Raw genomic sequence first — 17,107 nt, forward strand, 5'->3', positions numbered from 1 at the left:
AGCTCCGGCAACCAGAAAGGCTCACAGGCGGCGGAGCCGCCCTCCCCGCCGACCCGCATCACGCATGTCGTCGATCCAGCCTGCGCGGCCGGGAACGATGCCGGTGATTTCCCACGTCTCCTGGTTGTCGTACGTCAGGCGAGCGGTGTGGCCGGCCTCGACGAGCGTCGCCGTCGACGACTGGTCCGCCAGTTCGGTCCGCGCGTCCTGCAGCAGTGCCAGCGCCTCGTCCAGGGCGATCAGCAGGGCGTCCCGGTTGCCTTCGCACATGGCCCGGACGAGTCCGGGCGCGCTGCCGGCCACGCGGGTGCCGTCGCGGAACGAGCCGGCCGCCAGGCCGAGGGCGAGCGGTCCGCCGCGGGCACCGGTGATCGCGAGGGTCTCGGCCAGTAGGTGCGGCAGGTGCGAGATGCGTGCGACCGCCCGGTCGTGTTCGGCGGACTCGGCGGGCACGACGACGGAACCGCAGTCCAACGCGAGTTGCGCGACCTGCGTCCAGATGGCGGGGTCGACGCCGTCGTCGGTGCCGACCACCCACACGGCTTCCCGGAACAGGTCGGCGCTGCCGACGCTCCACCCGGACGCCGACGTTCCCGCCATCGGGTGTCCGCCCACGTAGCGGTCGGACAGTCCCTGACGGGCCGCCGCCGCCGCGACCTCCGCCTTGACGCTGACGACATCGGTGATCGAGCAGTTCGGTGCGTACAGGGCGATCGCGGTGAGAGTGGCGGCAACGGCGGGCACGGGGACCGCGATCACAATCAGCGCCGACTCGGCCGACGCGCGCTGGAGTACCGCGACCAGATCGGTGTCGGCGTCGAAACCGTCCGACCGGGCGGCGTCGACGGACGGCGCGGATCGGTTGTGACCCCACGCCTCGCGGCCCGCCCGGACCGCCGCACGCAGCAGTGAACCGCCGATCAAGCCCAGGCCGAGCACGCACACCGGAGGTGCGGAAGGGGTATCAGACACCCGAACAGGTTGGCACATTCGAGTGCGGACTTCATTTACCGGCACCCCGCGGGCTACCGTTGCGCTCATGGGTGCACAGCGCGCGGAAAACAACAGCGCCTCCTCGGATCGGGCAGAGGATCTGGAGGGCTTCGGTGTCGCGGTAGTACACGAGGACGGCCGGTGGAAGGTCAAGGCCCTCACTTCGGCTGCTCTGACCAGTCTCAGCGTCGCGGAGGAGGAGCTTCGGGCCCTTCGTAGCGCGGGCGCGTTCTTCGGTCTGCTGGACGTGGACGACGAATTCTTCGTCGTGCTCCGGCCTGCGCCGTCGGGAACGCGTCTGCTGCTGTCCGACGCCACCGCGGCCCTCGACTACGACATCGCCGCCGACGTCCTCGAGGCGCTCAACGTCGAGGTCCCGGACATCGACCCGGACGAACTCGACGACATCGAGCCGTGGGAGGAAGGCGACCTGTCGTTGCTCGCGGACCTCGGTCTGCCTGAACCCGTTCTGGCTGTCATCACGTCCGAGACGGACCTGTATCCCGACGAGCAGCTCGGGATGATCGCGCAGCGGCTCGGGTTCACCACGGAGCTGGCCGGGGTTCTCGACAAGCTTCCCCGGTAGTTCCACGCGCCGTGACTCTTCAGGACGACGAGCGGATGATCCGCGCGGCGATCGAGGCGGCCCGGGCTGCCACCGACGCCGACGTGCCCGTGGGTGCGGTGGTGTTCGACGCCGACGGTGTCGAGGTGTCGCGGGCCGTGAACTCGCGGGAGGCGATGTCGGATCCGACGGCCCACGCGGAGATCATCGCGTTGCGGGCCGCTGCGCGGGTGTACGGCGACGGCTGGCGTCTCGAGGGGGCGACGCTCGCGGTGACGCTGGAGCCGTGCACGATGTGCGCGGGCGCGCTCGTGCTGGCCCGGATCTCCCGGGTGGTGTTCGGGGCGTGGGAGCCGAAGACCGGTGCCGTCGGCTCGTTGTGGGATGTGGTCCGCGACCGCCGCCTCACGCACCGCCCGCAGGTCAGGGGCGGTGTTCTCGAGGACGAATGCGCCGGCATCCTCGAAGACTTCTTCCGTGAACGGCGCTGACCGGTTTCAAACTCTTTCGTGGGGTACTCGACACAATGTGGCCGGGTCCGCATGACCCGTGCTTCTCTGGAGACAGGCGCTGACGAGGCGCCGCCGGACCCGTCCCCGGGTTCGAAATCGGATTCACGGAGGTATCTCGTGGGAATCGCAGACAAAGCTTCGAACAAGGCGGAAGACCTCAAGGGCCAGGCGAAGGAAGCCACCGGCAAAGCCACGGGCGATCCGGACCTGCGCGACGAGGGCAAGGCAGACCAGGCGTCCTCGGCGGTGAAGGATGCCGGCGAGAAGGTCAAGGACGCCGCCAAGAACGTCAAGGACAAGCTGACTTAAACGGTTTCACCTGGCGATTTCGGGCTCGGGCGCCACATCCGGTAAAGTCACCGGCGGTGGCGTGTCCGAGCGGCCTAAGGAGCACGCCTCGAAAGCGTGTGACGGGTAACCCCCGTCCGAGGGTTCAAATCCCTCCGCCACCGCCAAAGCTCCCCACCTGCACTCGCAGGTGGGGAGCTTTTTGTGTATCCGTGCCGGGGATGTTCGTTAGCGTGTCCTGGAGGGAAGGGGCAGGCGACATGCGCATCGACTCGACGGGCAGGACGGCACTGGTCACCGGATCGACGCAGGGCATCGGCGCCGCGATCGCAGCGGGTCTCGCCCGCTCCGGCGCACGGGTGGCGATCAACGGCCGCACCGAGAAGTCCGTGGGTGCGGCGATCGAGCGACTGCGGGCCGACGTCCCGGACGGCGAATTCGTTCCGGCGGCCGCCGACGTCACGACGGACGAGGGCGCGCGCGGGGTCCTGGAGATCGTTCCGGTCGTCGACATCCTCGTCAACAATCTGGGGATCTTCGGCTCACAGCCGGCCCTGGAGATCGATGACGACGAGTGGCGCCGCTACTTCGAGGTGAATGTGCTGTCCGCGATCCGGCTGACACGTCTGGTCCTGCCCGGCATGGTCGAACGGTCGTGGGGCCGGGTCCTCGACATCGCCAGTGACTCCGCGATCGTCATTCCCGCCGAGATGATCCATTACGGGATGTCGAAGACGGCACTGCTGGCGGTCTCGCGCGGCTTCGCGAAAGAGGCGGCGGGGACGGGGGTCACGGTCAACTCGGTTCTCGCCGGCCCCACCCACACGGGCGGTGTGGAGGATTTCGTCTACAGCCTTGTCGACACGGACCTGCCGTGGGAAGAGGCGCAGCGCGAGTTCATGAAGAAGTACCGGCCGCAGTCGTTGCTGCAGCGACTCATCGAGCCGGAGGAGATCGCGAACATGGTCGTCTACCTCAGTTCGGCGCAGGCGTCGGCGACCACCGGCGCGGCGGTGCGGGTGGACGGCGGCTACATCGATTCCATCGTCCCGTGACCGCCGTTCACAGCACTCTCGCAGGTCGTAGCGAGTGACATCCATTGAAGCTGCAATTAGCGTGATCTCATGAAGAAGCTGTGGTGGTTGGTCGGCGCAGTTGTCATCGTCGTGATCGCGGTGCTGGTGGGACCGTGGTTCTACGGCCAATTCATCGCGGAGGACGACGCACCGGCGGCCTCGGTGTCGACCGAGGGCGCGGAGGCGGCCACCGGATCGGTCGACGGACAGTGGACCGTCACGCCGGGTCAGGGCTCCAACCAGACGGCGGCGGGGTACACCGTCCACGAGATCCTCAACGGCGCCAGCGTCACGGTGGTCGGGTCGACCGGCGACGTGACCGGCAACGCGACCGTCGAGGGCGAGAAACTCACCGCCGGCGAGGTGACTGTGCAGGTGGCGACGATCGCGACCGATCAGTCCCGCCGCGACAACCAGTTCCGCGGCAACGTGATGGACACCGGCACGTTCCCGACCGCCACGTTCACGGTCGATTCCCCGGTCGATCTGTCCGGGCTGCCTGCGGACGGTTCCGTGGGAACGGTCACGGCCCAGGGCACGCTGACCCTCAAGGGGCAGTCGCGTCCGGTGTCCGTCGACATCGACGTGCTGCGTTCCGGCGACGACCTCATCGCCTCGGGCAGTATCCCGGTGACCTGGACGGACTTCGGGGTGACGCCGCCGTCACTGGGCTTCGTGACCGTGGACGGCAACGGCACGGTCGACTTCCTGGTCAGCTTCGCGCGTTCCTGACGGCGCCCAGCCGGGCGGCCCGAACACGTAGCCGAGCTTGTCGCGCCACGACGACGCCCGGCGCCAGTCCCGGACGATGGCGGCGTATTCGCGGGTCTGCAGTTTCCAGATGTTGTAGGTGCCCACCGGTTTCGTGAGTCCATAGGTGGGGCGGTGGGTTTCGGGTTGGAACGTGCCGAACATCCGGTCCCACACGATAAGGATGCCGGCGTAGTTGCGGTCGAGGTATTCGGGGTCGCAGCCGTGGTGGACGCGGTGATGAGAGGGGGTGTTGAACACGAACTCGATGGGCCGGGGCAGCGTGCCGATGCGCTCGGTGTGGACGAAGAATTGGTAGACGAGGTTCACGGAGAATCCGATGAACACCATCCACGGCGGAACGCCGATCAGCGGCAACGGAATCCACATCACGATCTCGGCGCTGTTGTTCCACTTCTGGCGGAGCGCGGTCGAGAAGTTGAAGTACTCGCTCGAATGGTGCGCCTGGTGGGTGGCCCAGATCAGGCGGATGCGGTGCGCCATCCGGTGATACGCGTAGAACAGCGCATCGACGCCGAGGATGAGGATCACCCACGTGTACCACGCGTCCGCGGGTAGGTGCCACGGCGCGAGGTACACCCAGATGGCGGAGTACCCGATCAGGGCCAGCAGCTTCCAGAACGTGGTCGTCAGGATGGACACGGCGCCCATCGACACGCTCGCCCGCGCGTCGCGGCGCTCGTAGCCTCCGCGCACCGGGCGGGACCGTCCGTCGGGGTCGAACGTCGCGTCCTCGAGGTGCCGGGCCGCGAACCATTCGATGGCGAGGAACAGCACGAACGCCGGGATGGCCAGCGTCACCGGCTCGTGCAGGGGCGTCAGCAGCGCCGAATTCCACGCCGACGTCACGGTCTCCCACATGCTGCTTCCTCCACAAGACGATCGTCCAGTTCAATGTACCTCGGAGTGACACGCATCACTATCCGCCTCGATTCGAAGAGCAAAACAAAGTGCTCATCGGGTGCGCACTTTGCGGCGAAGAATGGATCCCGTCAGCAGGAACCGGATCAGTCGAAAGGACTCGTCATGTTGCGAGGACTCACCACCGTCAGCCTCTTCGCCGACGACATCCCGGCGGCCCGCGAGTGGTACAGCGCCGTGCTCGGCATCGCCCCGTACTTCCAACGCCCCGGCTCCGAGAACCCTGCGTACATCGAATACCGGATCGGCGACTACCAGCACGAGCTCGGCATCATCGACCGTCGATACGCCCCGCACGGCGCCGCGGACGGCCCGTCCGGCGTGGTGGTGTTCTGGCACGTCGACGACGTGACCGTCGCCGTCGAGAAGCTGCTGTCGATGGGCGCGACAGAGCACGAGCCGCGCACCGAACGTGAGTCGGGATTCGTCACCGCGTCCGTCGTGGACCCGTTCGGCAACATCCTCGGCGTCATGTACAACCCGCATTACCTGGACATTCTGGGTGCGCGCGGCGAAGCGTGAGTTGCCCGTTTTCATACTCGGATGGTAGGAATTCGGTGTGCACATCACCGCAAAGGTGGACTACGCCGTGCGGACACTGATCGAACTGGCCGCTGCCGGGCCGTCCCCGTCCAAGGCCGAGTTCCTGGCACAGTCGCAGACCATTCCGCACAAGTTCCTCGAGGCCGTCCTCGCCGACCTCCGGCGCGGGGGACTGGTCAACAGCAGGCGCGGACCCGACGGCGGCTACTGGCTGGCCCGTCCCGCCGAGGACATCACGATCGCCGACGTCATCCGGACCGTCGAGGGTCCGCTCGCGTCGGTGCGGGGTGAGCGTCCCGAGGACGTCGACTACTGCGGGCCGGCCGCCAAACTGCAGGACGTGTGGATCGCGGTACGGGTGAACCTGCGGGCCGTGCTCGAGAACGTGAGCCTGGCGGATGTGGCGAACGAGCAGCTGCCGGGTTTCCTCACCACGCTGACATCCGATCCGGGGGCCTGGGAGCGTCGCACCCGTCCGGCTACGACGGCTGACGAGGGCGCAGCGCGCGGCTGATCGTCCGGCCGGCCGCACGCACCAGCGGGACCAGCGCGTTCAGTGACGCGTTCTCCGCCGAGACCACCAGCGACACGGCCGCGACCGCCGCTCCGGGACGCTCGAAGATCGGTGCCGCGACGGAGACCGCGTCCATGGTCACCTGGCGATCACTGATCGCGACCTCGGATCGGCGGATCTCGGCGAGCGTCCGCCGCAGCACGACGGGGTCGGTGACGGTCCGTTCGGTGAACTTCTCGATCGGCCCGCTCAGCACCTGCTCCTGCACGTCGGCGGGCATGTAGGCGAGCAGGGCCAGGCCGATGCCGGACGCCGTCAGCGGGAACCTGCCGCCGACGCGGGTCTGGACGGGCACGGCCTTCTGTCCGGCGATGCGTTCGACGAACACGACCTCGGTGCCCTCGGCGATGCCGAGCTGTACGTTCTCCCGCGTGATCTGCGACAGGTCCTCCATCACCGGCATCGCCAGTTCGCGCAGCATCGTGCCGCGCGGTGCGAGCGACGCGATCTCCCACAGCTTGAGCCCGACCGTGAAGCGGCCGCTGCTGTCACGTTCGAGGGCGCCCCATTCGATGAGGTCGCTGGTCAGCCGGTGCACGGTGCTCAGCGGGTACCCTGACTTCCGCGACAGATCGCTGAGGGTCAGCCGCGGGGACGCGGGGGTGAAGAGCTCGAGGAGCCGCAACGAGCGAATGGTCACCGACCCGGTGATCGCCATTGCTCGTTCTCCGTCTCACAGTTCCAGCGTCAGACGTGGACAGCTCGCACGCGAGACGCAGATCATCATGGTGTCGTTGGCGGCCTGCTCGTCCGCGGTGAGCAGGGAATCCCGGTGATCGACAGTACCGCCGAGCACGGCCGTCTCGCAGGTTCCGCAGGTCCCTTCCTCGCAGGACGACAGCACCTGGACGCCGGCGGCGGTGACGGCCTGCAGGATCGACTGCTCGGGTGCCACCGTGACGGTTTTGCCGCTCAGAGTCAGCTCCACCTCGAACCCCTCGGCGCGGACCGGTTCCTCGAGATCCTTGGCCGCGAAGCGCTCGATGTGCAGCGCGCCGGACGGCCAGCTGTCGCAGTGACCGGTGACCGCGTCGAGCAGCGGCGCGGGCCCGCAGCAGTACACGAGGGTGTTGTCCCGGACGTCGTCGAGCAGTCCCGGTAGGTCGATGAGGCCGTGCTCGTCCTCGGGGTGCACTACCACCCGGTCGCCGAACCGCTCGGCGAGTGCGTCGGCGAACGCCATCGAACTGCGGCTGCGCCCGCCGTAGACCAGGGTCCAGTCGGCGCCGGCGTTCTCCGCTGCGTGCGCCATGGTGAGGATCGGCGTGATCCCGATGCCGCCCGCGACGAACACGTACCGCGGTGACGGTGCGAGCTCGAAATGGTTCCGCGGTCCCCGGACCGTGACGCGGTCGCCCTCGCTCAGCTTGTCGTGCACGAACTGCGAACCGCCGCGCCCCATCGCCTCCCGCAGCACGGCGACGCGCCAGGTCCCGGTGTCGGCCGGGTCGCCGCACAGCGAGTACTGGCGGGTGAGCTCCGGCGTCAGCACGAGATCGATGTGCGCACCCGGTGTCCACGCGGGCAGGTCCGCGCCGGACGGGTCGCGGAACTCCAGGACGACGACGCCGTCGGCGCCGGTGGTCCTGGTGGTCAGCTCCAGCTCGAGCACGGGTTCGGGTGGGGTAGGCATGGCGGTTTCTCCGGGTCAGACGGGAACGGGAGCGGATTCCGGCGCCGCGGGCAGCGGCGTGGCGGGCACCGGCGGATCGGCGGGGTGGTGTCCCTCGGGGTGGGCGAGCAACCACTCCCAGAGGGTGGCGGGTTCTTCCGCGACGTGGCGCGCGCCGCAGTGGCACTCGCCCTCGAGCAGGTCCGAGCCCGGAAGCCAGACGATGCGCATCACGTTGGCGCCGCGGAGCATCCTGGTCGGTTCCACGGCTCAGCCCACCGCCGCTGCCGTGACGGCCTGCGGCGCGTCGACCAGCTTCTTCAGGATCCGGCGTGCGCCGAGGCCACCGGCATCGATGTTGATCGACAGCTCCTGGTAGCCGTCCTTTTCCGTGTCGAGCGCCTTCTGCAGGACGTTCAGCGCCACGACGTCCTGCATCACGACGGTTCGGTTGTTCTCCGCCAGGAACGTCGTGACGGCGTCGTCGCCGACCGCGAAGTCGCGGGCCACGGCCCAGAAGTCGAGGGTGGAATTCTCCGTCGACGGGGTGATCGCGTACACGATCTCGCTGTGGAACGCGTGCGGGTCGGAGCCGTCGTCGCCGGGCAGCGGTGCGCCGATCGGGGCGATGCGGCTGTGCAGCAGGTACAGGCACGGCGGCGTGTACTCGATGTCCTGCCAGCGGGTGATGCGTCCCTCGATGCCGGTGGACTTGGAGTAGAACGGCGGGCACTCGGCGTCGTCCATGTGCCGGGACACGTAGATGACGTTCCGGTCCTCGTCGATCTCCGTGGTGATCGGGGTTTCCGCCACCTCGGGGGTGCCGATGTAGCCGCCGTGCAGGTACGTCTCGTGCGACAGGTCCATCAGGTTGTCGACGAGCAGGCCGTAGTTGCAGTCGATCGGTTCCATGCCGCTGACCACGGTGTAGTCGGGGGAGTCCATCCACGGTGCGCGGGGGATGCGGGTGGGATCGCCCTGCTCGGGGTTTTGTGGGTCGGCGATCCAGACCCACACGAACGAGTCCTGCTCGACCACCTGATACGACTTCAGCCGGGCGGTGCGGGGAACGCGCGCCTGGCCGGGCACGAACACGCAGCCGCCGTCGCTGCCGTAGGTGAATCCGTGGTAGCCGCAGACCACCTTGTCGCCGTCGAGCCGGCTCGGCGCCTCGGACAGCGGGTACCGGCGGTGCACGCACCGGTCGCTCATCGCGACGGCCTCGCCGGCCTCGGTCCGCCAGAACAGGATCGGCTCCTCGCAGATGGTGCGCGAGAACAGCTCGCGTCCGACCTCACGGCCGTACGCTGCGACGTACCACTGGTTACGGGCGATCGTGGACATGAGTGCCTCCGGAATATGCTGGGCTGCTGCGTTATTCGTGACGCCGGACTCGGTGAGGCGTCGGCGTCGTCTCCACCACTGTGCGGCACCGGAGGTGATCCACCACACTCGGTTTCCGAATGTCGGAAGGGTTTCGTCAGGGCTTGTGGACGAGGTAGGCGAACATCGTCACCGACATGTGGAAGTCGCCGCTGCGGGCGGCGGCGTTCAGCTGGTCCAGCAGCTCGGCGCTCTGCGCCTCGGTGATCGCCCCCGCGGCGATCGCGGCGGCCGTCATCATCTGGACGAGTGGGCCGGTCACATCGCCCGGATCCTGGATCAGCGCCTCCGTGCCGATGTCCTCGACGACGAGTCCGGCGGAGGTGAGCTGTCCCGGGAGCAGCCGCCCGGAGTGCGGGTTCGCGGTGTGCGACAGCATCACGTCCATGATCCGTTGCAGGATCTCGGGATCTCCGGGGTGCATGATCGCCGTGCCCCAGTCGCTGTCGACGATGACGCCGCGCCCGCCGGGCCGCAGCACGCGGGCCACTTCCGCCGCCGCGCGGTCCGGCTCGCTCAGGTGCTGGAACACCCGTTCGCACCGTACGACGTCGAGGCGGTCGTCGGGGAACGGCAGCGAGTAGGCGTCGCCGATCACGAACTGCGCGGTCGAGCCCTCCTCCTCGGTCCGCTCCCGGGCGAGGAGGGCCATGCCGGGATTGGGATCGAGTCCGATCGCGCGACCCGACGGGGTGACCGCGGCGGCGAGGGCCCGCGTCTCCGATCCCGTGCCCGATCCGAGGTCGAGGGCGCTCTCGCCCGGCTGCACGTGCAGGGCAGCGAGCGACCACTCGCGCAGTCGCCGGATTCCCGGGCGCGCGGCCTGCAGGTCGAGGACTGCGGCGAGTTGGTCCAGGGCGGCGCGGTCGATCTCGTCCGCCCGGAACGACAGCGGCGCCGTCGGATCGGACATGGATCCACCGTAACGCCGCGGTGACTCCCGACACAGTGCTGCGCGGGCTGTGGGCAAGAACATAAAAGTTGCACTGTCGCGCAAATTTGCAGAGCTCTGCAAGTTCTGTACCGTCGGAGTAGTGATTTCGGAAATCGGACTGCGGGACCGCAAGAAGGCCGCCACGCGTGCAGCCCTCAGCGGCGCCGCCGCACGCCTGGCCCGCGCGCTGGGCATCGAATGCGTCACTGCCGACGCCATCGCGTCCGAGGCGGGGGTCTCGACTCGGACGTTCCACAACTACTTCTCCAGCAAGGAGGAGGCGGTACTCGCGCACTTCGAGCAGTCCGTCCACGACTGGGTGGACCTGCTCCGCGCCCGCCCGGAGGACGAGCCGATCTGGGATTCCCTCGAGCACGTGGTGGTCCAGATCGTCACCGATCCGGCGAAACCGCTCGAAGAGACCGCGGTGATGATGGAACTCGTCGAGACCAGCCCCGCGCTGCTCGCGAAGAAACTCGAAGTGCACCTGCGCGTCACCCGTCTGGTCGGTGAGGTGATCGCCGAACGCACGGGCACGAACATCGACACCGACCTCTACCCCAACCTGCTGCACCTGGCGGTCGGATCGGCGTGCAAGGCGTCGCTCGACCTGTGGATGAGCGGCAAATCCGGCGCGAGCGGACCCGAAGAACTGGTCCGCGACGCCATGCGCCAACTCCGTCAGGGAATCCCGCAGCCGTAGCCGGCTGCCCCGAATCACTCTTCGTTCCACCGACTCAGAAGGAGCCTCTCGTGGCCACCTATCTCTATCGGATCGGCAGATTCGCCTACCGGCGAAAAGGTGCGGTCCTCAGCGTCTGGTTGGTGATCCTGGTCCTCATGGGCGTCGGGGCGGCAACACTGTCCGGGCCCACGAAGGACTCGTTCTCCATCCCGGGCACCCCCGCGCAGCAGGCGCAGGACCTGATGGCCGAACGGTTCCCCGAAGCCGCGGGCAGCGACCCGATGAACGCCGTCAGCGCGCGTTACGTGTTCGCCGCTCCCGAGGGGCAGACCCTCGAGAGCGAGCAGAGTCGGCAGGCGATGGACGCGGTGCTCGCCAAGGTGCGCGGCATCGACCAGGTCCAGGACGCCGCCAAGGTCGATCCCGCCACCGCCTCGGGCGCCGACGCCGCGAAGGCCCTGGTCAACCCCGTCACGGCGAACGAGCAGCTCGTCGAGATGGCGAAGTCGTCCGCGCCCGACAAGGGAATCGGTGAAGAGGCCGCCGTCGCGAACGCGCAGGCGCTGTCCCCGCTCAACGCCGACAAGACCGTCGGCTACGTCGAGGTGCCGTTCAAGGGCAGCATGGGTGACGTCGACCAGGCTCTGCGCGACCAGATCTCGGCCGCTGCCGACGCCGGCCGCAACGCCGGACTGACCGTCGAGATCAGTGGTTCCGCCGCCAACGAAGCCGAACCGCCCGGTGGCGCCACCGAGCTCGTCGGTATCGGCGTGGCCGCTGTCGTGCTCGCACTGACGTTCGGTTCGCTGGTCGCCGCCGGTCTGCCGTTGATCACCGCGATCATCGGCATCATGATCGGCAGCCTCGGAATCACCGTCGCCACCGGCTTCACCGACCTCAGCTCGATGACACCCACGCTGGCCATCATGATCGGCCTGGCCGTCGCCATCGACTACTCGCTGTTCATCGTGTCCCGGTTCCGGCACGAACTCACCCTCACGGACGACCGCTCGGAAGCGGCCGGACGTGCCGTCGGCACCGCCGGTTCCGCCGTGGTGTTCGCCGGTCTCACGGTGATCATCGCCCTGATCGCGCTGCGCGTCGTCGGGATCCCGTTCCTCTCCGACATGGGTGCGGCCGCCGCGTTCACGGTGTTCATCGCCGTCTCGATCGCGTTGACGCTCCTGCCCGCGATCCTCGGGCTGTTCGGGAAGAAGGCGTTCGCAGGCAAGATCCCGTTCCTCAGCAGTCGCGACCTCGAGGACGACGAGGGCAAGCCGAGCCTCGCCCTGCGGTACATCAGCGCCGTGGTCCGCCGTCCCGCGATTCCGCTGATCGCCGGAGTCGTGGTGCTCGGGGCGCTCGCCATCCCCGCGACCGGCCTGAGCCTGGCCCTGCCCAGCGAGGGCACCGGCGACCCCGCCACCAGCTCCCGGCAGGCCTACGACCTCGTGAGCGAAGGCTTCGGCCCCGGCAAGAACGGTCCGCTGCTCGTCGTCGTCGACGCCAAGGACGTCACCACCGGCACGCCGTCGGAGGCATTCGGTGAGGTCGTGAAGACCATCACCGCGCAGGACGACGTGTCCAACGCGCAGGTCGTCGGCGTGAACAAGGCCGGTGACACCGCGCAGATCCTGGTGACGCCGAGCAGCGCCCCCAGCGATCCGGCGACGATGGACCTGGTGAACAACATCCGCGGTGCGGAGGCAGGTCTGCACGCCTCGATCGGCGTCAACTACGGCGTCACCGGGCAGACCGCGCTCGAAGGCGACGTGTCCGAGACGCTGCAGGACGCGCTGATCCCGTACCTCGCGGTGGTCGTGGGCCTGGCCTTCCTCCTGCTGCTGCTCGTGTTCCGGTCGGTGCTCGTGCCGCTGACGGCCACGCTCGGCTTCCTCCTCAGCGTCGCGGCCACGTTCGGTGCCACGGTCGCGGTGTTCCAGGAGGGCTGGGGCGGCATCATCTCCAACCCGCAGCCGATCGTCAGCTTCATGCCGATCTTCCTGATCGGCGTCGTGTTCGGTCTCGCGATGGACTACCAGGTGTTCCTGGTGACCCGGATGCGGGAGGAATACGTCCACGGCGCGACCGCGAAGCAGGCCGTCACCGTCGGCTTCAACCACGGTGCCCGGGTGGTCAGCGCCGCCGCGGTCATCATGATCTCGGTGTTCGCGGCGTTCATCGCCGAGCCGAACTCGTTCATCAAGTCGATCGGCTTCGCCCTGGCGGCGGCCGTGTTCTTCGACGCCTTCGTCGTGCGCATGGTGATCATCCCGTCCGTGATGGCACTGCTCGGCGACAAGGCGTGGTGGCTGCCGAAGTGGCTGGACAAGATCCTGCCCAACGTGGACATCGAGGGCGAGAAGCTGAAGAAGGTCCTGCACGACGCGGACGAGCCGCTGCAGCCCGTCCGGTAGGCGCTTCGCGCCCGTGCGCCTTTCTGGTAGTGCCTGCTACCAGAAAGGCGCACAAGGCCGTAGGCCTTCTGTTGGTAACCTTCGGACACAATGATGACCCGCCAGGATCGCTGCCCATGTTGAATGCCCTGCTCACCACGTACCTCCGCCCGTACAAGCGGGACCTCACGGCGGTCGTCCTGTTCCAGCTGGTCGCGACCGCGGCCGCCCTCTACCTGCCCAGTCTGAACGCCGATCTCATCGACAACGGCGTCACCAAGGGCGACACCGGGTACATCCTGTCCACGGGCGTCATGATGCTGCTCGTCACCGTCGTGCAGATCATCTGCTCGATCGGTTCGGTGTTCTTCGGCGCCCGTGCCGCAATGGGTTTCGGGCGCGACGTGCGCCGCGCCGTGATGCATCAGGTCGGGAGCTTCTCGTCCCGCGAGTTCGGCCGCTTCGGCGCGCCGTCCCTGATCACCCGCAACACCAACGACGTGCAGCAGGTGCAGATGCTCGTCGTGATGAGCTGCACGATCCTGGTGATGGCGCCGATCATGTGCGTCGGCGGTGTCGTGATGTCGATTCGGGAGGACGCCGGGCTCGCCTGGATCCTGGCGGTCACCGTGCCGGTTCTCGCGCTGTCCATGGGGTTCGTGATCTCGCGGATGGTGCCCGCGTTCCGGGAGATGCAGACCCGCATCGACGGGGTCAACCGGGTGCTGCGTGAGCAGATCACCGGTATCCGCGTGGTGCGGGCGTTCGTCCGTGAGCGCTCCGAGGTGGCGCGGTTCGGCGACGCGAACGAGCAGCTCACCCAGACCGCCCTGCGGGTCGGCAGACTGACGGCGGTGATGTTCCCCCTCGTGATGGTCATCGCGAACATCACCAGCGTCGCCGTCATCTGGTTCGGCGGCCACGAGATCAACAGCGGCACCATGCAGGTCGGCTCGCTGACCGCGATGCTCAGCTACATCATGCAGATCCTGATGTCGGTGATGATGGCGTCGTTCATCGCGATGATGGCCCCCCGCGCCACCGTCTGCGCCGAACGCATCGGCGAGGTGCTCGCCACCGATTCCACCGTCGTGCCGCCGGTCGATGCGGTCACCGTGCTGGAGAACCCCGGTGTGGTGGAACTGCGCGACGCCCAGTTCAAGTTCCCCGGCGCCGACGAACCGGTGTTGCGCGACATCAGCTTCCGCGCCGAACCGGGCAAGACCACGGCGATCATCGGCGGCACCGGCTCCGGCAAGACGACGCTGCTGTCGCTGATCCCGCGTCTCATCGACGCCACGTCGGGTTCGGTCACCGTGTCCGACACGGAGGTGCGTCGCATCGACCTCGACGTCCTGCGGTCCGGCATCGGACTCGTTCCGCAGCGGCCGTACCTGTTCTCGGGCACCGTCGCCACCAACCTCCGGTACGGCAAGCCCGATGCCACCGACGACGAACTGTGGCGGGCTCTGGAGATCGCGCAGGCCGCCGATTTCGTCCGCGCGATGCCCGAGGGTCTCGACACCCCGATCGCACAGGGCGGCACGACCGTGTCCGGCGGTCAGCGACAGCGACTCGCCATTGCGCGGGCACTGGTCCGTCGCCCGTCGATCTACCTGTTCGACGACTCCTTCTCCGCCCTCGACCTCACCACCGACGCCCGGCTGCGTGCGGCGCTCAAACCCGAAACTTCGGACGCGTGCGTCATCGTCGTCGCCCAACGCGTCTCGACGATCGTGGAGGCCGAGCAGATCGTGGTCCTCGAGGACGGCGCGGTGGTCGGGATCGGCACGCACGACCAACTGCTCGAGACGTGTCCGTGTTACGTCGAGATCGTCGAATCCCAACGATCGGTCCAGGAAGCACTATGAGCGATCGCGCAACCACCACCACTGCCGAAAGGCCCGCCGGCCCCCGTATTCCGGGACCGGTCGCTCCGGGCGCCCCGGGGTCCAAGCCGAACGACCTGTGGCCGTCCACCAAGCGGCTGCTGAGGCGGCTGCGTCCCCACCGGATCGCCGTCGGCATCGTTCTCCTGGTCGCCGCCGTGTCGGTGGTGCTCACCTCGATCGCGCCGCGCATGCTCGGTCAGGGCACGAACCTGATCTTCGACGGCATCATCGGCGCGCAGTTGCCCGCCGGGATGTCGAAGGATCAGGCCGTCGCCGCACTGCGGGCCGACGGGCAGAACACGTTCGCCGACATGGTGTCCGGCATGGCCGTCGTGCCCGGTGTCGGTATCGACTTCAGTGCGCTCGGCCGGGTGCTGGCGATCGTGGTGGCCCTGTACCTGGGGTCGTCGGTGTTCATGTGGCTGTCGGGTTTCCTGCTGAACAGCATCGTGCAGGGCGTCGTGAAGAACCTGCGCGCCGAGGTCGAACGGAAGATCCACCGACTTCCGCTGCGCTACTTCGACTCCCACTCCCGCGGCGACCTGCTGAGCCGGGTCACCAACGACATCGACAACGTCTCGCAGTCGTTGCAGCAGACGATGAGCCAGCTGATCGTGTCGGCGATGACGGTGATCGGCATCCTCGTGATGATGATCGTCATCTCGCCGCTGCTCGCGTTGATCGCGGTACTGACGGTGCCGCTGTCGATCCTCGTGACAGCGCAGATCGCGAAACGGTCCAAGACCCACTTCGTGTCGCAGTGGAAGTCGACGGGAGCGCTCAACTCTCACGTGGAGGAGGCGTACACGGGCCACGAACTGGTCACCGTGTTCGGCCGCAGCCGTGAGGTGGAGGCGCGGTTCGAGGAGCAGAACGAGGCGCTCTACCAGGCCAGCTACCGGGCCCAGTTCATCTCGGGTCTGATCATGCCCGCGATCATGTTCCTCGGAAACCTCAACTTCGTGGCCATCGCCGTGCTCGGCGGCATGCGGGTGGCGTCCGGCACGATGAGCCTCGGCGATGTGCAGGCGTTCATCCAGTACTCGCGCCAGTTCACCCAGCCCCTCACCCAGATCGGGGCGATGGTCAACCTCATGCAGTCGGGTGTGGCGTCCGCCGAGCGGGTGTTCGCCATCCTCGACGAGGATGAGGAGGAGCCCGACCTCACCGAAGCTCCCACACCGGCGGAGCCGCGTGATGCGGGTCGCGTCCATACGTTCGGCCGGGTGGAGTTCTCGGACGTGTCGTTCAGCTACTCGCCGGAGAAGCCGCTGATCGAGAACCTGTCGCTGGTGGCGGAACCCGGCCAGATGGTCGCCATCGTCGGACCCACCGGCGCCGGCAAGACCACACTCGTCAACCTGATCCTGCGGTTCTACGAACTCGACGGCGGCAGGATCCTCCTCGACGGCGTCGACATCGCCGAGATGTCGCGCGACGACCTGCGGTCCCGCATCGGCATGGTGCTGCAGGACGCGTGGCTGTTCGGCGGCACCATCCGCGACAACATCGCGTACGGACGTCCCGACGCCACCGAGGAGGAGATCCAGGCGGCCGCGCGGATCAGCTACGTCGACCGGTTCGTCCACTCGCTGCCCGACGGCTACGACACCGTGATCGACGAAGAGGGCAGCAACATCAGTGCCGGTGAGAAGCAGTTGATCACCATTGCCCGCGCGTTCATCTCGCAGCCGTCGATCCTGATCCTCGACGAGGCGACCAGTTCCGTCGACACCCGCACCGAGTTGCTGGTGCAGCACGCGACTGCGGTCCTGCGCAGTGATCGCACGAGTTTCGTGATCGCACACCGGTTGTCGACCATCCGCGACGCCGACCTCATCGTCGTCATGGAGGACGGTCGCATCGTCGAGCAGGGCAGCCACGACGACCTGCTCCTCACCCGCGGCGCGTACTACCGCCTCTACAACAGCCAGTTCGTCGGCGCCGATGTCTGACGACCTG

The 17,107-nt window shown here is 67.8% G+C and carries 18 protein-coding genes and 1 tRNA gene; 12 read left to right on the forward strand and 7 right to left on the reverse strand.

Annotated elements, in window-relative coordinates:
- Positions 1-21: 21 nt before the first annotated feature.
- Positions 22-990 carry a prephenate dehydrogenase gene (locus QM806_RS10985; protein ID WP_169693792.1) on the reverse strand — a complete coding sequence of 323 codons (969 nt, stop codon included), beginning with the start codon at positions 988-990 and terminating at the stop codon, positions 22-24.
- Positions 991-1,039: 49 nt separating this feature from the next.
- Here QM806_RS10985 and QM806_RS10990 point away from each other — a divergent pair, with 49 nt between their 5' ends.
- From QM806_RS10990 to QM806_RS11015, 6 genes are all read left to right on the forward strand, one after another.
- On the forward strand, positions 1,040-1,579 hold the full coding sequence (locus tag QM806_RS10990) for a tRNA adenosine deaminase-associated protein (protein WP_065488705.1): 540 nt from the start codon (positions 1,040-1,042) through the stop codon (positions 1,577-1,579).
- A gap of 11 nt (positions 1,580-1,590) precedes the next feature.
- Complete coding sequence (locus tag QM806_RS10995; protein WP_005561213.1) at positions 1,591-2,049, forward strand: nucleoside deaminase; 459 nt, start codon at positions 1,591-1,593, stop codon at positions 2,047-2,049.
- Positions 2,050-2,187: 138 nt separating this feature from the next.
- Complete coding sequence (locus QM806_RS11000) at positions 2,188-2,379, forward strand: CsbD family protein (protein ID WP_005561211.1); 192 nt, start codon at positions 2,188-2,190, stop codon at positions 2,377-2,379.
- Between the two features lie 55 nt (positions 2,380-2,434).
- Positions 2,435-2,525: transfer RNA gene (locus tag QM806_RS11005), tRNA-Ser, on the forward strand.
- 93 nt (positions 2,526-2,618) lie between these two features.
- The gene (locus tag QM806_RS11010) at positions 2,619-3,413 is read left to right on the forward strand and encodes an SDR family NAD(P)-dependent oxidoreductase (protein WP_054246841.1); all 795 of its coding nucleotides are present in this window, start codon (positions 2,619-2,621) and stop codon (positions 3,411-3,413) included.
- A gap of 69 nt (positions 3,414-3,482) precedes the next feature.
- Positions 3,483-4,166: a YceI family protein gene (locus QM806_RS11015; RefSeq protein ID WP_005561610.1), complete on the forward strand. Its 684-nt coding sequence runs from the start codon at positions 3,483-3,485 to the stop codon at positions 4,164-4,166.
- Here QM806_RS11015 and QM806_RS11020 read toward each other — a convergent pair.
- A complete protein-coding gene (locus QM806_RS11020) occupies positions 4,098-5,066 on the reverse strand; it encodes a sterol desaturase family protein (RefSeq protein ID WP_005253308.1) in 969 nt (322 codons plus the stop codon). The two genes, QM806_RS11015 and QM806_RS11020, sit on opposite strands and share 69 nt — an antisense overlap.
- A gap of 165 nt (positions 5,067-5,231) precedes the next feature.
- Between QM806_RS11020 and QM806_RS11025 the strand changes: the two genes are divergently transcribed.
- Both QM806_RS11025 and QM806_RS11030 read left to right on the forward strand, forming a co-directional pair.
- Entirely contained in the window at positions 5,232-5,648 is a 417-nt protein-coding gene (locus QM806_RS11025; protein ID WP_005253310.1) for a VOC family protein, read from the forward strand.
- A gap of 37 nt (positions 5,649-5,685) precedes the next feature.
- The gene (locus QM806_RS11030) at positions 5,686-6,183 is read left to right on the forward strand and encodes an RrF2 family transcriptional regulator (protein WP_005248742.1); all 498 of its coding nucleotides are present in this window, start codon (positions 5,686-5,688) and stop codon (positions 6,181-6,183) included.
- Here the strand turns inward: QM806_RS11030 and QM806_RS11035 are convergent.
- The 5 genes from QM806_RS11035 to QM806_RS11055 all read right to left on the reverse strand — a co-directional run bounded on the left by QM806_RS11035 (position 6,149) and on the right by QM806_RS11055 (position 10,151).
- On the reverse strand, positions 6,149-6,901 hold the full coding sequence (locus tag QM806_RS11035) for an IclR family transcriptional regulator (protein ID WP_005561607.1): 753 nt from the start codon (positions 6,899-6,901) through the stop codon (positions 6,149-6,151). The two genes, QM806_RS11030 and QM806_RS11035, sit on opposite strands and share 35 nt — an antisense overlap.
- Positions 6,902-6,916: 15 nt before the next feature.
- On the reverse strand, positions 6,917-7,876 hold the full coding sequence (locus QM806_RS11040; protein WP_054246843.1) for a PDR/VanB family oxidoreductase: 960 nt from the start codon (positions 7,874-7,876) through the stop codon (positions 6,917-6,919).
- Positions 7,877-7,891: 15 nt separating this feature from the next.
- A complete protein-coding gene (locus tag QM806_RS11045; protein WP_005561602.1) occupies positions 7,892-8,107 on the reverse strand; it encodes a hypothetical protein in 216 nt (71 codons plus the stop codon).
- A gap of 18 nt (positions 8,108-8,125) precedes the next feature.
- Positions 8,126-9,199 (reverse strand): aromatic ring-hydroxylating oxygenase subunit alpha, encoded by a 1,074-nt coding sequence (locus QM806_RS11050; protein ID WP_043787312.1) that lies wholly within the window; start codon positions 9,197-9,199, stop codon positions 8,126-8,128.
- 136 nt (positions 9,200-9,335) lie between these two features.
- Complete coding sequence (locus QM806_RS11055) at positions 9,336-10,151, reverse strand: class I SAM-dependent methyltransferase (RefSeq protein WP_169693791.1); 816 nt, start codon at positions 10,149-10,151, stop codon at positions 9,336-9,338.
- 121 nt (positions 10,152-10,272) lie between these two features.
- Here QM806_RS11055 and QM806_RS11060 point away from each other — a divergent pair, with 121 nt between their 5' ends.
- From QM806_RS11060 to QM806_RS11075, 4 genes are all read left to right on the forward strand, one after another.
- Positions 10,273-10,875: a TetR/AcrR family transcriptional regulator gene (locus QM806_RS11060; RefSeq protein WP_005253325.1), complete on the forward strand. Its 603-nt coding sequence runs from the start codon at positions 10,273-10,275 to the stop codon at positions 10,873-10,875.
- Between the two features lie 50 nt (positions 10,876-10,925).
- On the forward strand, positions 10,926-13,274 hold the full coding sequence (locus tag QM806_RS11065; protein ID WP_265146899.1) for an MMPL family transporter: 2,349 nt from the start codon (positions 10,926-10,928) through the stop codon (positions 13,272-13,274).
- 116 nt (positions 13,275-13,390) lie between these two features.
- A complete protein-coding gene (locus QM806_RS11070) occupies positions 13,391-15,124 on the forward strand; it encodes an ABC transporter ATP-binding protein (RefSeq protein ID WP_065488718.1) in 1,734 nt (577 codons plus the stop codon).
- The gene (locus QM806_RS11075; RefSeq protein WP_283291344.1) at positions 15,121-17,100 is read left to right on the forward strand and encodes an ABC transporter ATP-binding protein; all 1,980 of its coding nucleotides are present in this window, start codon (positions 15,121-15,123) and stop codon (positions 17,098-17,100) included. Before QM806_RS11070 ends, QM806_RS11075 begins: the two co-directional genes overlap by 4 nt.
- Positions 17,101-17,107 lie beyond the last annotated feature (7 nt).

The organism is Rhodococcus sp. IEGM 1351 (assembly GCF_030056875.1).
Lineage (GTDB): Bacteria > Actinomycetota > Actinomycetes > Mycobacteriales > Mycobacteriaceae > Rhodococcus_F > Rhodococcus_F opacus.

Excerpts from the sequence above, each read along its gene's own strand:
- QM806_RS10985 (WP_169693792.1), bottom strand. The coding sequence starts at position 990 with ATGTGCCAACCTGTTCGGGTGTCTGATACCCCTTCCGCACCTCCGGTG.
- QM806_RS10990 (WP_065488705.1), top strand. The coding sequence starts at position 1,040 with ATGGGTGCACAGCGCGCGGAAAACAACAGCGCCTCCTCGGATCGGGCA.
- QM806_RS11010 (WP_054246841.1), top strand. The coding sequence starts at position 2,619 with ATGCGCATCGACTCGACGGGCAGGACGGCACTGGTCACCGGATCGACG.
- QM806_RS11015 (WP_005561610.1), top strand. The coding sequence starts at position 3,483 with ATGAAGAAGCTGTGGTGGTTGGTCGGCGCAGTTGTCATCGTCGTGATC.
- QM806_RS11020 (WP_005253308.1), bottom strand. The coding sequence starts at position 5,066 with ATGTGGGAGACCGTGACGTCGGCGTGGAATTCGGCGCTGCTGACGCCC.
- QM806_RS11025 (WP_005253310.1), top strand. The coding sequence starts at position 5,232 with ATGTTGCGAGGACTCACCACCGTCAGCCTCTTCGCCGACGACATCCCG.
- QM806_RS11035 (WP_005561607.1), bottom strand. The coding sequence starts at position 6,901 with ATGGCGATCACCGGGTCGGTGACCATTCGCTCGTTGCGGCTCCTCGAG.
- QM806_RS11040 (WP_054246843.1), bottom strand. The coding sequence starts at position 7,876 with ATGCCTACCCCACCCGAACCCGTGCTCGAGCTGGAGCTGACCACCAGG.
- QM806_RS11045 (WP_005561602.1), bottom strand. The coding sequence starts at position 8,107 with ATGCTCCGCGGCGCCAACGTGATGCGCATCGTCTGGCTTCCGGGCTCG.
- QM806_RS11050 (WP_043787312.1), bottom strand. The coding sequence starts at position 9,199 with ATGTCCACGATCGCCCGTAACCAGTGGTACGTCGCAGCGTACGGCCGT.
- QM806_RS11055 (WP_169693791.1), bottom strand. The coding sequence starts at position 10,151 with ATGTCCGATCCGACGGCGCCGCTGTCGTTCCGGGCGGACGAGATCGAC.
- QM806_RS11070 (WP_065488718.1), top strand. The coding sequence starts at position 13,391 with ATGTTGAATGCCCTGCTCACCACGTACCTCCGCCCGTACAAGCGGGAC.
- QM806_RS11075 (WP_283291344.1), top strand. The coding sequence starts at position 15,121 with ATGAGCGATCGCGCAACCACCACCACTGCCGAAAGGCCCGCCGGCCCC.